A 15826-nucleotide genomic window follows, 5' to 3' on the forward strand; every position below is an offset into this window, starting at 1 on the left:
CCCTTGCCTTATGCATGGAACACCAGAAGTGTATCGTGCAAAGAACAAAGGGCTTTTTTGATGGATTCAATAGGCTAGTGAGACTTAGCCGTTTTTGATGCGATTCGGCAGCTTTTTGATCAGCTCCTCATCGGGTGTAATGAAGAGCGTACGCTGATGGTCGTAGATGACAAAGCCGGGTTTGGCTCCGCTGGGCTTACGTACATGCCGAATCAGGGTGGCGTCCACAGGCACACTGCTGGACTGCTTGGCCTGGCTAAAGTAGGCGGCGAGTTGAGCTGCTTCCTCCAGCGTCGTATCCCCGAATTGCTCAGCACGAATAACGACATGTGACCCAGGAATATCCTTTGTGTGCAGCCAGGTGTCATTTGGTCCGGCCAGTCGATTTGTCACATATTCATTTTGCAAGTTGTTTTTGCCGACCAGTAACTCGATACCTTCGGATGATGTATAGACGTGCAGGGTTGGACGGTCGTTTTTCTTCTTTTTCTTTCCTTTTTTGACCCGATCTCTGAGATAGCCCTGCTGAACCAGTTCTTCACGTATTTCCTCAATGTCATTCATAGAGGCGTGGGCTAGCTGCTGAAGAAGATTGTCCATATAACGGATTTCTTCGTGCGTTTTCTCCAGTTGTTCGTCAATGACAGCCAAGCTGTTTTTATATTTGTTGTATTTTTTAAAATACCGTTGTGCATTATCTGACGGGTTGAGTAGTGGGTCCAGTGGGATGGTCATTGGACGCTGCTCCTCATCATAAAAGTTGATGAGCGTCACTTCTTTGTCACCTTTTTTCACCTCATGCAGCGAAGCGAACAGCAACTCTCCATAAATACGAAATTGATCGGCATCTTCCGCCTCGGCCAAATCCTGATGGAGATAGTCGAGTTTTTTTAGGTTTTTACTCCGCTCGTTTTGCAGAAACCGCAGTAGGTCACTGACCTTTTGCTTAACCGTATCCCTTTCTGCTTTTTCACCGAAGAAGTCCTCCATACACTCACTGATGGTAGCGTACTCCTTACGTTCTTCTTGGATCAACGTCAGAGGAATAGCTGAGAATATCACTTTATCTTGTGCGTTTAGTCCAGATACCGGCTGAAAACGATGATTCCGCACGTCATCCATGATGTGACTGAATGTACTCCATAGTGAACGATCACTATCACCAGATACTTCATTAGTGACTCGAGTTAGTATCTCCTCAGCAATGAGGGGACTGAGTCCAGTAAAAGTGTTGACGATCCAGCGTTTGGGAGCTTCTTCGGTCTCGATCGCTGTTTGATACGAGGATATGAAGGCTGCCTCTTCCGTTTCTAGTGGATTCAGCTTGTTTTGTTCAGGAGGCTCCGTGTATTGAAAGCCAGGCATAATGACCCGATAGCTGCTGATAGACGGTGTGACATGATGAATGCCATCCAGCATCACGCCTGTTTCCGGGTCAAGCAAAATAATGTTGCTGTGTCTACCCATCAGTTCAATGATAATTCGTTTGAGTGAAATATCTCCCAGTTCATCACGTTGACGTATATCCATGTGAATAATACGCTCCATGCCCACCTGCGTGATTTTCTCAATAACGCCTCCTTCGCAATGCTTGCGAAGGAGCATACAAAACATAGGGGCTTCTGTCGGATTAAGAAAGCTTTGTTCTGTAAAATGTACACGCGGGAAGGTCGGATTAGCCGACAGCAGCAGCTTTACGCTTCCGCCTTGTGCCCGCAGATTCAGCACGATATCGCGATCATTTGGCTGATGTATTTTATTAATGCGCCCGCCCCGGATGCCTTGCAGTTCGTGTACGATAGCGCGGGTTACGATTCCGTCCAATGCCATAATTATGTTCTCCTTTGAAGCAAATGTATTTTCGCCTTCCTTCTATGATACATAACTTTGGGACAAAACTTAAGCGGCTTTGTGATATTTCAGGTTCTGTCCGAATAGATTGAATCTAGAAAGTCTGTCCAGCTTATCAGCAATCGCGGCACAAAAATATAATAACGGGCAGCCATCCTACGCACAACCGACGGAAACGGACTATCTGACCGGGAGGGAATTGGGGAGAATGGAACAAGCACACTGGCACCAATTAAGCAATGAACAGCTTTCAACAAGTCTGGAAGTCGACCCGAAGCAGGGTCTTTCGGAGGAACAGCTTGCGGAACGAAGAGAAAGGTCAGGATGGAATGAACTTAGCGAGGGGAAGCGAGTTTCGGCAATCTTGCTGCTGCTCAACCAGTTCAAGGATTTTATGATGCTTGTATTGATGGGAGCGACCCTGATATCCGGCCTGCTTGGCGAATATTTGGACGCGATTACCATTATTGCTATTGTTGTACTGAATGGAATTCTCGGCTTTGTCCAGGAATTCAGAGCTGAGCGTTCATTGCGAGCTTTGAGACAACTGTCGGCTCCAACCGCCAAAGTGTTACGGGGCGGCAAACGAATTCAAGTTCAAGCCAGAGAACTGGTACCGGGTGATATCGTGCTGCTGGAAAGTGGTGATCGCATCCCCGCAGATGTAAGGTGGTTGAGTACGAATGGCTGTGATGTAGAGGAGTCCGCCCTGACGGGGGAATCAGTCCCGGTGAGTAAGCATTGCCGCCCTATTCATGCCGCCGAAGTACCACTTGGGGATCAAAAAAACATCGGTTTTATGGGCACGATGATGACCAGAGGAACCGCACAAGGAATGGTTATACGTACAGGTATGAGTACCGAAATGGGTAAGATCGCTGACTTGATTGAAAATACGGAGTCGCAGGAGACACCGTTGCAGCACAGATTGGAGCAATTGGGCAAAATTTTGATTATCGTAGCGTTGGCGCTAACGGTGCTCGTTGTCGTAGCAGGCATTTTACATGGACAGCCAGCCATGAGCATGTTCTTGGCCGGAGTGAGCTTGGCTGTGGCAGCTATACCGGAAGGGTTGCCAGCTATTGTGACGATTGCGCTCGCATTGGGTGTGCAGCGTATGATTAAACGAAAGGCGATTGTGCGTAAGCTGCCTTCTGTTGAAACGCTCGGCTGTGCATCTGTCATTTGTTCCGACAAAACGGGTACCCTGACCCAAAATAAAATGACAGTCACCAAGCTATGGCTGGACGGTCGTTTCTGGGGAGTTACGGGAGAGGGCTATGACCCACACGGGCATATTATGGATAGAGACCTTCCTGCCGATCTTAAAAACGGACAATCTCTGCGTAGACTGCTGCAAGCCAGTGTGCTTTGCAACAATGCGGAAATTGTTCAGGCCGATACAGAGGAGCTGCGTTCGAAAAAGAAGACCAAAGAGCCGACGCCGTCCGCCGTTTGGGAGTTGAAGGGTGATCCGACGGAAGGAGCACTGGTCACATTAGCTGCCAAGGGCGGAGTCACGCGACAAGGGCTATATGAGCTGTACACAAGGGAGCGAGAATTTCCTTTTGACTCGGATCGGAAGCGAATGTCGGTACTCGTACGCCACCAGGGAGGACACATTGTCTTTGCCAAAGGTGCCCCAGATGTACTGCTGGGTCAGTGTTCCTACATTTTATGGGAAGGAAATGTCGTTCCGTTAACGGGTACGCTGCGCCAAAAGGTACTGGCAGCTAACGAAGGAATGGCCTCGGAGGCGCTACGTGTACTTGGTGTCGCTTACCGTGATATCCGCTCGCATGAGCGTGTCTCCACGGTTGAGGAGGCTGAAGCACAGCTGATCTTTATTGGGCTGACAGGCATGATTGATCCGCCACGTCGTGAGGTTCGCGAAGCCATTGGCAAGTGCCGTCGTGCTGGCATTCGCACTGTGATGATTACCGGAGATCACGGTACAACTGCAGAGGCCATTGCACAGCAGCTGGGCATTCTTCAGCGCGGATCCCATGTGTTGACAGGACAGGAATTGTCTGCGATGGATGATGCGGCGCTGGACAAAGCCGTTGATACCGTCTCTGTGTATGCACGGGTTTCGCCGGAGCACAAGCTACGGATCGTCAAGTCGCTGCAAAGACGCGGACATGTCGTAGCCATGACCGGAGATGGCGTCAATGACGCCCCAGCGATAAAGGCGTCGGACATCGGTATTGCTATGGGCATTACGGGGACGGACGTGACCAAAGAAGCGGCTGCACTTGTTCTGAGTGATGATAATTTCTCAACAATTGTAGCCGCAATTGAGGAAGGACGGAATATTTACGAGAATATCCGTAAATTTATCCGTTATCTACTCGCCTCCAATGTTGGTGAAATTTTGACGATGTTCTTTGCCATGATGGCCGGGCTGCCGTTACCTTTGCTACCGATCCAGATTTTATGGGTGAATCTAGTGACTGATGGCCTACCAGCGATGGCTCTGGGGGTGGATCAGCCAGAAAAGGATCTCATGGAGCACAAACCTCGTGGCGCAAAGGAAAATATTTTTGCTCGTCGACTGGGCTGGAAAATCATTAGTCGTGGTTTGTTGATTGGTTTATGTACGCTAGCGGCCTTCTGGCTGACATTACGTATTGCACCGGATGACGCAGGACAATTGATCAAAGCACAGTCCGTTGCCTTTGCTACGCTAGTCCTGGCACAGTTAATTCATGTATTTGATTGCCGCAGTTCCCGTTCTATTTTCCATCGTAATCCGTTTCAAAATAGTTATCTCGTGCTTGCCGTGCTCTCCTCCGTAGTGCTAATGCTGGTGGTTATGTACGTGCCTGTGCTGCAACCTATTTTCAAAACGGTACCGCTTGGATTGCGTGAGTGGGCGCTATCCATTGTGGCAGCTGGGATTCCTACGTTTCTTATGGGAGCAGGAAGTGTATGGGGCGGTCGACGCAACCGTCGTCGCGGCGGAAATACACACTTTTCAGCAGGACGTACGAAGTTTTCAGCCTAGTAATCGGGTCATGCATACCGCATCGCTTTCCCACTATTGCCCTGTATGATATCATGGGATCAAAGCTTCATGAGGAACATGATATCAGCAGCAACGGCGGAGGTAAGCTATGGAATTCACAAAAATGAACGGTCTAGGTAATGATTTTATCGTTTGGTTTGGGCATCAGGATTTGCCGTCTGACGCCTCGGAATTAGCTGTTCGGCTATGTGATCGACATTTTGGTGTTGGCGCCGATGGGTTGGTATATATATTGCCGTCAGAAAAAGCGGATTTCTGCATGCGTATCATTAATTCGGACGGCTCGGAGGCCGAGCAATGCGGTAATGCTATCCGTTGTGCTGCCAAATACGTATATGACCGTAAGCATATCAACCGTGAACAGATCACGATCGAGACACTGGGTGCAGGGGTACAGCAGGTCGAACTAACTGTAGAGAACGGACTTGTTCGTATGGTGAAGGTGGATATGGGAGAGCCGATTCTTGAGGGTTTGAAGATTCCAACTACACTGGATCTGTCTAGCGTAATTAATGAGCCCATTGAAGCTGGCGGAAGTGGTTTTCGCTTTACGGCTGTATCTATGGGGAACCCGCACTGTGTCATTTATGTGGAGGATGCACCAAGCTTTGATCTGGAAGCCTGGGGGCCGAAGCTGGAATGCCATCCGTTGTTCCCTAAAAAAACAAATGTTGAGTTCGCCACGGTACGTAGCCGGAAGCATATAGATATGAGAGTATGGGAGAGGGGAGCCGGACCAACGCTAGCTTGTGGAACCGGAGCCTGTGCTACGCTTGTTGCTTCTGTATTAAACGGATACAGCGACCGTCACGCCATTGTAAGCCTGAAGGGCGGCGACCTGGATATCGAATGGAGCGAGGAAGATAATCACATATATATGACGGGTCCGGCTGAGATCGTGTACGAAGGTCGTCTGTTCTGAATCATGTGAACTATAAAGATAGCGTGTAACTGGCCTATGAATCGTATAGAAGTGAGTGAAAAGAAGACCTTAGTAGGTCTTCTTTTTTTGGACTTACATGCCCCTGTATACAAGGAATACGATGAAGAAGGCAATATTCTGTCTTTTTTTGGCGCCTGAGCGATGTATAATATAGAAAATGAAAAAAACAATAAGGAGGCCGTTCATAGTGCGGAAATTTCGTTGGATTTCAGCAGTTGCAGTCCTCATATTTGTAGCCACCGCGCTTCCGGTTCAGGCGGCGACCATTCCTGCTGCCGCGGAAACGACGGACAAGCAAGTTGGCTCGCTAACTCCGACAGTGGTAAGCCGTTTAGAAAAAGCGGTGCAAGAACTCATTGGTTCAAAGACAGCATTTCAATTTGACGATGTGACAGATATGGGGAAAACCTGGATTGTAGAGGGAGAACTGGAAGACGGAACTGCTACGTTGCAGACAGAATATAATAAAGAAAAAAACAGAGTGGATTCTACAACCATACGATATAAAATAAGCAGCTTGGGAAAGGCGATGAACGTGCCACTCAAGACGAAGGTGCTAAACAGCGCCAAAGCGTTTGACAGGAAGCGTCCTTTGCAATTTGAAGCATTTTGGCGGGTCAAATCCCCTTATCAGTCCAACAAGCCATCAAATTACTGGGTATTTTGGGGCGCAGGAGAACAAGCTTCCTCGTTGTATGTGGATGTGGATCGAGGTAACGCTATTACCATCAACGCGGACTATGCGCTGAAGCAGGTGGACCCTGTGTTACTGAACCGTGCAATGAACACATTTAAGCGTGTGAGTGGACAGCGAATCAAGGTACAGCACGCTTCACGGTACAAGGACGAGACGAAGGGACTTTCATATTGGTCGTTTGAGGATGCAAACGAGGCGAGTGAGGTCAAAATTAGTGCGGTAACCGGTAAAGTGCTGGCCGTATCCACCTATGGGGTGGACTGGAATGATGACGCAGATTTCAAAAAAACATTTGCAAGCCCGAAATATACTGCCTCAGAAGCTTTGAAGCTAGTCAAGCCCAAGGCTCAGATGTTGTTTAATATCAATTTGACCGGCTATAAAGTGAAAGTTCAAGGGAATCAATATACGTTCTCCAAGCAGCAAAAGGGAACGGATTCTATTGTGGCTAAAGTGAATAAAAAAGGGACTTTTTACGCTTACTCTCTCCATTCTTCCGATGGGAAAATGTTGTAGGAAATAGAAAAGATAAATCAAGCTGCTTCACTCCTGATATCATATTGTCGGGGAGTGGAGCGGCTTTTTTTGTTTTTGGCTTATGTTTGTAGTCTCTTTATGTTACATTAGTATGAAAATAAAGAGCGGGGTGGAGCAGAGGACATGAAACCGGATTTGCGTACTGTGCTGAATCGTGAAATTATTGTCGGAGACGGCGCAATGGGGACTTTTTTATACCAGCTAGGATTTCCAGTAAATACGTCTTTCGAAGAACTGAACATCACTTCGCCTGACGTTATATCAGACGTGCATGGTCAATATTTAAGTGCAGGAGCTCGATTGCTGGAGACTAATACATTTTCTGCAAATGATTATAAGTTAGCCCGGTTTGGATTGGAATCTAAGGTAGAAGAGATCAATCGTGCCGGTGTGAGAATTGCCAGAGCTGCGGCCGGACCTGAACATTATGTGGTAGGTGCGGTGGGTTCCATATGTGGGGGCAAACGGCTTAACATATCAAAGCTGGAGCTGGCAAGAAACTATGAGCAGCAAATTGATGCCCTTCTCTCCGAAGGAGTCGACGGCATTTTGTGCGAAACGTTTTATTCACTGGATGAAATACGCATTGCGCTTCACAGTGTGCGTAAATACAGTGACATTCCGGTGATTTGTCAGTTTGCAGTTGATCAGGTTGGTCGTACCCAGGATGGTTTTTTAGTGGCGGAAGCTTTTTCGGTGCTGCGTAATGAGGGGGCAGACATCCTTGGATTTAACTGTCACTCGGGTCCGCAGGGAATTATGAGTGTAATGGAGCAGCTGGACGGCCCTTTGTCTGTGCCGCTGTCCGTATATCCGAATGCGGGACTAGCAGATTATGTGGACGGTCACTATGTATACGGTGCATCACCTGAATATTTTGGAGAATGTGCCAAGTCCTTTGTAGACCTGGGAACGAGGCTGCTCGGTGGTTGCTGCGGAACTACACCGGACCATATTGCAGCTATCTCAAAAGCTTTGAACCGTTTGCAACCGCCTCCGCTGGCTTCAAAAGAAGCTTTGTCGAAAGAGTCCTTTCAAGTGGCGGAGCAGATTGCAGATGAAGAGGAACGAGGAAATGGCAGACATATCAGCGAGCCCAACATTGTGGATCTGGTTAAGGAACGACATACGGTCATTGTAGAACTGGATCCTCCGCGCGATCTGGACATTACGAGGTTTATGCAAGGTGCTCATGCGTTGAAGAAAGCCGGGGCCGACGCGCTTACACTGGCTGACAACTCGCTTGCAGTCACCCGCATGAGCAACATGGCGCTTGGACATTTGGTCAGTATTGAAACAGGCTTGCGCCCATTAATTCATATAGCATGTCGTGATCGCAATCTGATTGGTACTCAATCCCACATGATGGGTTTTGACGCGCTCGGTATTGACCATGTACTGGCGGTTACTGGAGATCCGGCGCGGTTCGGTGATTTGCCAGGCGCCAGTTCGGTGTATGATATGACCTCTTTTGAAATTATACGCATGATCAAGCAATTAAATGATGGTGTCGCATTTTCCGGTAAGCCACTGAAGCAGAAAGCTAATTTTGTGGTAGGTGCCGCATTTAATCCTAATGTCAAGCATTTGGGTAAAGCCGTGCAGCGATTAGAGAAGAAAATTGCCTCCGGAGCTGATTATGTTATGACTCAGCCCGTTTACGACCACGAGTTGATTGCAGCCATCGCGGAAGCAACACGACATTTGGAAGTACCGATTTTTATCGGTATTATGCCGCTGGCTAGTGGGCGCAATGCAGAATACTTGCACAATGAAGTACCAGGGATTCAGTTATCCGATGAGGTGCGTGCACGTATGTCTGGTCTTGAGGGTCCGGAAGGACGAGCAATGGGCGTGTCTATTGCCAAGGAGTTACTCGATACGGCAATGGAACATTTTAATGGTATCTATTTTATGACTCCATTTATGTTCTATGAAATGACAGCTGAACTGACTTCTTACGTATGGCAAAAATCAGGCCGCGCACAGGCCCCCTTGTTTCGACTATAATAATCAATTACAATAGTATAATGGATGTGATGCCGATGTCATTGAGTATGACCGGATACGGTCAAGCCATCCTTCATTATGAGGGCTATAAAGTGCGCTTGGAATTGAAATCGGTGAATCACCGCTATTGCGAAGTGATGATGAGAATTCCGCGCGAATGGACTCGATACGAAGATGGCTTGAGAAGAACGGTTCAACAGCAGATTAAACGCGGTCGTATCGATGTCTTCATCCACAGGGAACGTGATGAAGAACAGATGCCCGCCGCGAGGTTGAATGACACTGTAGTGCAGGCTTACCTGCATGCAGCGGAGCAGCTGGCGGATCGCTATGGAGTGAAAGGAACGATAGGGATAAGCGATATTCTTGCTTTGCCTGACGTTCTGGGTGAGCCTGGAGAGGCTTGCCATGGAGATGAAGAGGACTGGGAAGAGCAACTACAGCGAGCTTTGAATGAAGCTTTGCAAGGTTTACTGGAGATGAGAAGGCGAGAAGGCGGGCATTTGGCGCAAGATGTGGAATCCCGTATTTTACGTCTGGAATCTCTGCATCATGAAATGACGGTGCTGGCTCCTCATGTTGTGAGCGACTACCGTAACAGGCTGAAACACAGGCTTAAAGAGCTTCAGGACGGTTCATTTACGCTTGATGAACATAAGTTCGGAATGGAGATTGCGTTATTCGCGGATCGCAGCAATATTGACGAGGAACTTACCCGGCTTCAAAGTCACTTTGGACAGTGCAAGGGATTGCTGCTGTCAGACGAGCCGGCCGGTCGCAAATTAGATTTTTTAATCCAGGAAATGAACAGGGAAGTCAACACGATCGGCTCCAAGGCTAATCATCTCACATTGGTTAATTTGGTCGTTGAGATGAAAGCAGAGCTCGAGAAAATTCGTGAGCAGGCTGCAAATATTGAGTAGCTACCTGGTAGCGGCACGGCTGCAAGAGTCACATGTATAGGGGGAAAGACCTGAATATGGCAATCAAATTGATCAATATTGGTTTCGGCAATATCGTGTCGGCCAACCGAATTATCTCCATCGTCAGTCCGGAGTCTGCTCCGATCAAGCGGATTATACAGGAAGCCAGGGACCGTCATATGCTAATTGATGCTACCTATGGCCGCCGGACGCGGGCTGTTATTATTACAGACAGTGATCATGTAATCCTGTCTGCGGTGCAGCCGGAGACGGTCGCTCATCGCCTATCCACTAAAGATGATGACAATGACGAATAAAAATGGAGTGTACTATGGCTAAGGGATTATTATTTGTAATATCCGGACCTTCGGGTGTCGGTAAAGGGACGGTAGGCAACGCATTGCGTGAGAAGCTACCAGAGATAACATACTCCGTTTCTGCTACAACTCGAACACCTCGTTCAGGCGAACAGGATGGAGTGACCTATTTTTTTAAAACGCGTGAAGAATTTCTGGGTATGATTGAACGAGACGAAATGCTGGAGTATGCTGAGTATGTAGGGAACTATTATGGTACTCCACGTGATTTTGTAGATCAGACGCTTTCGCAGGGAAAAGATATTTTTCTGGAGATTGAAGTTCAGGGAGCGTTAAAGGTTAAAGAAAAATTTCCAGAAGGCATATTCATTTTTCTGCTTCCGCCTTCGCTAGACGAATTAAAGGATAGAATCCGGGGACGGGGCACAGAAACTCAAGCGACCATAGACCACCGTATGTCGGTAGCTGTGGATGAAATGAATTTATTGCGTCACTATGATTATGCGGTCGTCAATGATGAGATTGATTTCGCTTGTAAACGAATAGAATCCATTATTATCGCCGAACATTGTAAGGTTCATCCTTAAACGAGGGCTTTACATATGCCAAGCGTACCTAAAGAGAAATAATACTGTATAAGCTGAGCTTGAAGGTGTACACTGGAGTTCAGCTTATACAGTCCCAAAACTACATGAAGAGGTGTCTATTCGTGCTGTATCCTTCCATTGATGAAATGATGAAAAAGGCAGATAGTAAGTATTCGTTGGTTGTAGCGGCTTCACGTCGTGCCAGACAGTTGCGCGAGGGTGAAAAGACGACTCTCAAGAATCCTAAATCCCACAAACAGGTTGGAGTGGCGTTGGAAGAGATTTACGCGGATCATCTGCGTCTTGAAAGCGGCGAAGACGAGTAAGAATTATACACAACTATTATAACCGGGCGCAATGCCAATTCCTTTGACAACCGCAAGGTTGTTATTTTTTTAGGTCAGGGGGAGTTAACGATGTTGAAGGGAAAAGTTATTATTCTTGGTATAACTGGCGGAATTGCTGCTTACAAAGGGGCTGCGCTGTGCAGTAGGTTGACGCAAAAGGGAGCCGATGTTCATGTGATTATGACGGCCTCTGCCAAGGAGTTTATTACCGAACTTACACTGCAGTCGCTCTCTCGTAATCCGGTGTACAGTGACACATTTGATGAAAGAGAGCCATCAGTCGTATCCCATATTCATCTGGCGGATGCGGCTGATTTAGTGCTTGTTGCTCCTGCAACTGCGAATATTATCGGGAAAATGGCGCATGGTCTTGCTGATGATATGTTGTCTACAACGTTGCTGGCTACAACAGCGCCTATTATGGTGGCGCCTGCGATGAATGTACATATGTACACTCATCCCGCAGTCATGCAAAATATGGAGACGCTTGTATCACGTGGCGTGAAGATGATTGAGCCTGGTGAAGGATTACTGGCTTGCGGTTACGTTGGCAAAGGACGTTTGGAAGAGCCGGACACAATTGTGCAAACCATAGAGCGTTTTTTTGATCAGCAAGCTCAGGAACAAAAAACCAACATCAAGTCTGAACCACGATGGTTTGGTGACGAATCTATGGAGGCTCAAGTGCCTGAGTCACTTGTGAATGAGAATGAATCGGTCCTTTCAGGCAAAAAAGTCATTGTAACGGCTGGAGGCACGATCGAGCGAATTGATCCAGTACGTTATATCACAAATGATTCATCTGGCAAAATGGGCTTTGCCATTGCAAAAGTGGCTCAGGAGATGGGTGCAGAGGTGCACTTGATTGCCGCCAATACCAGCGCGGAACCGCCTACTGGTATTATGCTTGAAAGAGTCCAGTCAGCTGAAGACATGTACGACGCTGTATTAAAGCAATGGGAAACGAGCGATATGGTCGTTATGGCTGCTGCAGTTGCAGATTATCGACCACGTGAGATTGCACAGACCAAGATCAAGAAAAAAGATAGTGTATTTACGCTAGAGCTAGTGAAGAACGTCGATATTCTAGAATCACTCGGACGGAGTAAGAAACATCAATTTTTAATTGGCTTTGCAGCTGAAACCGAACATTTGGAGACGTATGCGATAGATAAATTAGAACGTAAAAATTGTGATTTGATCGCGGCAAACGATGTAACTGTGAATGGTGCTGGTTTTGGCGTCGATACGAATGCTGTTCAAATTTATGACCGAAGCGGGATCGTAGAGCGTATTCCTGTACAGTCAAAGGAAGAAGTTGCGCGTAAGTTGCTTACTATAGCCGCGGGACGCATGGGTGGGGTGCTGCATTAATGGAGACGGGCAATTTAGTTGCCAAGGTCATTGTCGATGTACCTGCCAAGGATACGGACCGCACCTTCGATTATCTGATACCAGACTCAATGAGACCTTGGATTGAGCCGGGTAGCCGGGTAGCTGTGCCATTTGGCAAACGGACGGTGCAGGCTTTTGTCATCTCGGTAGTCCCGGCTGATGATCCACCGAAATACAGGATGAGAGCGATCCAGGAGTTGCTGGATTTGGTACCACCCTTATCTGCCGACCTAGTCGAACTGGGCAAATGGATGAGCGAACGTTATGCTTGTAATCAAATTATGGCACTGCAAGTGATGATTCCTACCGCGCTGAAGGGCAAAGCAGAACGCTATATCTCAATTGCGGAACAGCATGAGTTAACGCATCCACAACGTACTATACAACCGAATCAGGGCGATGAGCTCGAATGGACACTTCTGACCGACGATGGTATGAGTGATCCGACGGAGCGTCGGATTGTTAGCTTCATTCAGGAGAAGGAGCAAGTCCCATTGCAGCAACTCAGTCGACGTTTCCCGGAGGAAGCGGAGGTTATTAAATCACTGTTACGCCGGGGTGTGCTTCAGGAAAGTCAAGTTATTAAAGACAAACTTGGCAAAAAGACCATGAAATCCGTTGATCTGGCTATTGGCATAGACGAGGCATCAACGGCGCTGGAGCAATTTTCTGCCAAAGCGCAGCGTCAGCGGGAGGTACTTGCTTTTTTGCTGGAACGTAGCGAGTTTCTGCCTCTGTCGCTGAAGGAAGTCATGACCTCACTGAGTGTCTCGGCTGCAACGGTTAAGGCGCTGGAAGATAAGGGCTATGTGTTGCTGGAGGATGTCGAAGTGTTCCGCGACCCCTACCGGGGCAGACACTTCAAGCCTACAGAGCCACTCCCTCTCACAGCAGAGCAGCAGTCGGTATATGAACGGATTATTCGCCAGCTGGACACGCGTGAGCAAGGAGCTTATTTGTTGCATGGAGTCACAGGGAGCGGTAAGACGGAAATCTATCTACAGACGATTCAGCGTTGTATCGAGCAGAATCGGCAGGCCATTGTGCTGGTACCTGAAATATCGTTAACCCCACAAATGGTTGAGCGTTTTAAAGGTCGGTTTGGCGATCAGGTAGCAGTGATGCACAGTAGGTTGTCCGGGGGTGAACGGTACGATGAGTGGCGCAAAATACGCGAAGGCCGTGTGAAAGTGGCGATTGGTGCTCGCTCGGCAGTATTTGCGCCTTTTCGTGAGTTAGGTCTTATTATTATGGATGAGGAGCACGAAACGTCCTATAAGCAGGAAGAGACACCTAAATACCATGCGCGTGATGTCGCCATTCGCAGAGCCCATCAGCATGGGGCTGTCGTTATTCTCGGCTCGGCTACTCCGTCGCTGGAAAGCTACTATGCGGCTCGCTCACAAAGCAACGACGAGTTTGCGCCGTTGCTGCTTGAAATGCCAACTCGCGCATTGGGGAACACGTTACCCGAAGTACATATCATGGATATGCGTGAGGAACTGCGTGCTGGCAACCGCTCTATGTTCAGCCGTGCGTTGCATAATGGAATTGCAGAGCGGTTAGAGCGTAAGGAGCAGACGGTACTCCTGTTGAATCGGCGTGGGCACTCCACGTTCGTCATGTGCCGTAGCTGTGGCTATGTCGCGGGTTGTCCACATTGTGATATTTCGCTTACGTATCATCAGCGGTCGAACAATTTACGTTGCCATTACTGTGGTTATTCCGAGCCCGTGCCTCAGACTTGCCCTGAGTGCGGTAGTGAGCATATTCGCTATTTCGGTACAGGTACCCAGCGAGTGGAAGAAGAGCTGGCGAAGCTATTTCCCGGTATACGTGTTGTTCGAATGGATGTTGATACAACGACAGAAAAAAATGCCCACGAAAAGCTCCTCAAGCAATTTCGTGATAAAAAAGCGGACGTGCTGCTCGGTACTCAAATGGTTGCCAAAGGCCTGGACTTTCCCGATGTGACACTGGTTGGTGTCATTACTGCGGATTCGGCTCTCAATTTACCAGATTTTCGGGCTGCGGAAAAGACTTTTCAGCTGTTAACACAAGTAGCTGGACGTGCTGGGAGACATCAATTGCCAGGGGAAGTATTCGTACAATCCTATACTCCAGAGCATTATTCGGTGATTCACGCAAGTCGCCATGATTATGCTTCTTTTGTGAGGGAAGAATTGAACCACCGCCGCAATTTGCACTATCCACCATATTGTCGTCTTATTTTGGTGACCTTTTCTCATGAACAACTCCCGGTGCTGGTCCGGCTGGCTGAGAATTATTCAGCAACACTACAGGGACGGGCCAGACAACGGGGCTGGTTCGGGAATATGGATCGTCTTACATCGGATGTACTCGACATTTTGGGACCAGTAGCTTCACCCATTTCGAGAATCAAGAATAGATACCGATTTCAATGTATGATAAAATGGCGTGGAAATATCGACGCGATTAGTTTGGCTCAGCAAGTAGCTGATGAAATGGCCGAATCCGCACAGGCACAAAAGTTGCTGATTAGTCTGGATGTTGATCCGCAAATGCTTATGTAGAGTGTTGCCACAAAAGTAATTAGCACAAATAATGCGGACAAGCCGTCCGTACATAGGATAATGTAGCAGTCGCGTTTGTGATGAATACAGTTAGGCCTAAATGAAGCATAAAGAGGAAGGTGTTCTGTTGTCATGTCAATTAGAATTATAGTGTTGGAGCCGGATGACGTATTGCACAAAGTAGCAAAGGAAGTCACTAAAATTACGCCTAACGTGCAAAAGCTGCTCGACGATATGGCAGATACGATGTATGAAGCGGAGGGAGTAGGTCTTGCTGCTCCGCAAGTAGGCATTTTGAAGCGTCTCATCGTTGTAGATGCTGGAGATGAGCATGGTTTGATTAAAATGATTAATCCAGAGATCGTGGCCGAAGAAGGGGAGGAGTTGGGTCCTGAAGGCTGCCTGAGTATACCAGGGTTGAACGGGGATGTGCGTCGTGCCGAGAAGGTTACAGTCAAGGGACTGGACCGCGAGGGTAAAACCATTACCGTTACAGCGACAGGGTTGCTTTCTCGTGCTTTTCAGCATGAAATTGACCATTTAAATGGAATTTTATTCACGGATATTGCAGAAAAAGTATATGAGGTTGCGCTGGAACAGCCAGGACCGAACCGTCAGATAGGAGAGTGAGGTTCG

General features: G+C 47.9%; 12 protein-coding genes. 11 read left to right on the top strand and 1 reads right to left on the bottom strand.

Going from position 1 to position 15826, the window contains the following annotated elements; all coding sequences use genetic code 11:
* Window positions 1–84 precede the first annotated feature (84 nt).
* Window positions 85–1830, bottom strand: coding sequence for an Rqc2 family fibronectin-binding protein (locus C1T21_RS13520; protein WP_103048638.1), 1746 nt, complete (start codon window positions 1828–1830; stop codon window positions 85–87).
* A 229-nt stretch (window positions 1831–2059) separates the two neighbouring features.
* Here C1T21_RS13520 and C1T21_RS13525 point away from each other — a divergent pair, with 229 nt between their 5' ends.
* The 11 genes from C1T21_RS13525 (at window position 2060) to def (ending at window position 15820) form a co-directional block, all read left to right on the top strand.
* Window positions 2060–4858, top strand: a complete 2799-nt coding sequence (locus C1T21_RS13525; RefSeq protein ID WP_103048639.1) for a calcium-translocating P-type ATPase, SERCA-type — start codon at window positions 2060–2062, stop codon at window positions 4856–4858.
* Window positions 4859–4967: 109 nt separating this feature from the next.
* Entirely contained in the window at window positions 4968–5801 is an 834-nt protein-coding gene (gene dapF, locus C1T21_RS13530; RefSeq protein WP_103048640.1) for a diaminopimelate epimerase, read from the top strand.
* 208 nt (window positions 5802–6009) lie between these two features.
* Complete coding sequence (locus tag C1T21_RS13535) at window positions 6010–7035, top strand: hypothetical protein (RefSeq protein ID WP_103048641.1); 1026 nt, start codon at window positions 6010–6012, stop codon at window positions 7033–7035.
* Between the two features lie 144 nt (window positions 7036–7179).
* A complete protein-coding gene (locus tag C1T21_RS13540; RefSeq protein WP_103048642.1) occupies window positions 7180–9066 on the top strand; it encodes a bifunctional homocysteine S-methyltransferase/methylenetetrahydrofolate reductase in 1887 nt (628 codons plus the stop codon).
* Window positions 9067–9101: 35 nt separating this feature from the next.
* On the top strand, window positions 9102–9989 hold the full coding sequence (locus C1T21_RS13545; RefSeq protein ID WP_103048643.1) for a YicC/YloC family endoribonuclease: 888 nt from the start codon (window positions 9102–9104) through the stop codon (window positions 9987–9989).
* Window positions 9990–10045: 56 nt separating this feature from the next.
* Window positions 10046–10306 carry an extracellular matrix/biofilm regulator RemA gene (remA, locus tag C1T21_RS13550; protein WP_005548256.1) on the top strand — a complete coding sequence of 87 codons (261 nt, stop codon included), beginning with the start codon at window positions 10046–10048 and terminating at the stop codon, window positions 10304–10306.
* A 14-nt stretch (window positions 10307–10320) separates the two neighbouring features.
* Window positions 10321–10893 (top strand): guanylate kinase, encoded by a 573-nt coding sequence (gene gmk / locus C1T21_RS13555; protein WP_103048644.1) that lies wholly within the window; start codon window positions 10321–10323, stop codon window positions 10891–10893.
* A 122-nt stretch (window positions 10894–11015) separates the two neighbouring features.
* On the top strand, window positions 11016–11219 hold the full coding sequence (gene rpoZ, locus C1T21_RS13560) for a DNA-directed RNA polymerase subunit omega (protein ID WP_013310893.1): 204 nt from the start codon (window positions 11016–11018) through the stop codon (window positions 11217–11219).
* A gap of 90 nt (window positions 11220–11309) precedes the next feature.
* On the top strand, window positions 11310–12614 hold the full coding sequence (coaBC, locus tag C1T21_RS13565; protein ID WP_103048645.1) for a bifunctional phosphopantothenoylcysteine decarboxylase/phosphopantothenate--cysteine ligase CoaBC: 1305 nt from the start codon (window positions 11310–11312) through the stop codon (window positions 12612–12614).
* Complete coding sequence (gene priA, locus C1T21_RS13570) at window positions 12614–15190, top strand: primosomal protein N' (RefSeq protein WP_103048646.1); 2577 nt, start codon at window positions 12614–12616, stop codon at window positions 15188–15190. The genes coaBC and priA overlap by 1 nt, the downstream gene beginning before the upstream one ends.
* A gap of 132 nt (window positions 15191–15322) precedes the next feature.
* Window positions 15323–15820 carry a peptide deformylase gene (def, locus tag C1T21_RS13575; protein WP_061829023.1) on the top strand — a complete coding sequence of 166 codons (498 nt, stop codon included), beginning with the start codon at window positions 15323–15325 and terminating at the stop codon, window positions 15818–15820.
* Window positions 15821–15826: the final 6 nt, after the last annotated feature.

Origin of the sequence: Paenibacillus sp. F4 (genome assembly GCF_002894905.1) — a bacterium.
GTDB classification, from domain to species: domain Bacteria; phylum Bacillota; class Bacilli; order Paenibacillales; family Paenibacillaceae; genus Paenibacillus; species Paenibacillus polymyxa_B.

Bases quoted from the DNA above. Each gene is read 5' to 3' on its own strand.
- C1T21_RS13520 (WP_103048638.1), bottom strand. From the start codon at position 1,830: ATGGCATTGGACGGAATCGTAACCCGCGCTATCGTACACGAACTGCAA.
- C1T21_RS13525 (WP_103048639.1), top strand. From the start codon at position 2,060: ATGGAACAAGCACACTGGCACCAATTAAGCAATGAACAGCTTTCAACA.
- dapF (WP_103048640.1), top strand. From the start codon at position 4,968: ATGGAATTCACAAAAATGAACGGTCTAGGTAATGATTTTATCGTTTGG.
- C1T21_RS13540 (WP_103048642.1), top strand. From the start codon at position 7,180: ATGAAACCGGATTTGCGTACTGTGCTGAATCGTGAAATTATTGTCGGA.
- C1T21_RS13545 (WP_103048643.1), top strand. From the start codon at position 9,102: ATGTCATTGAGTATGACCGGATACGGTCAAGCCATCCTTCATTATGAG.
- remA (WP_005548256.1), top strand. From the start codon at position 10,046: ATGGCAATCAAATTGATCAATATTGGTTTCGGCAATATCGTGTCGGCC.
- gmk (WP_103048644.1), top strand. From the start codon at position 10,321: ATGGCTAAGGGATTATTATTTGTAATATCCGGACCTTCGGGTGTCGGT.
- coaBC (WP_103048645.1), top strand. From the start codon at position 11,310: ATGTTGAAGGGAAAAGTTATTATTCTTGGTATAACTGGCGGAATTGCT.
- priA (WP_103048646.1), top strand. From the start codon at position 12,614: ATGGAGACGGGCAATTTAGTTGCCAAGGTCATTGTCGATGTACCTGCC.
- def (WP_061829023.1), top strand. From the start codon at position 15,323: ATGTCAATTAGAATTATAGTGTTGGAGCCGGATGACGTATTGCACAAA.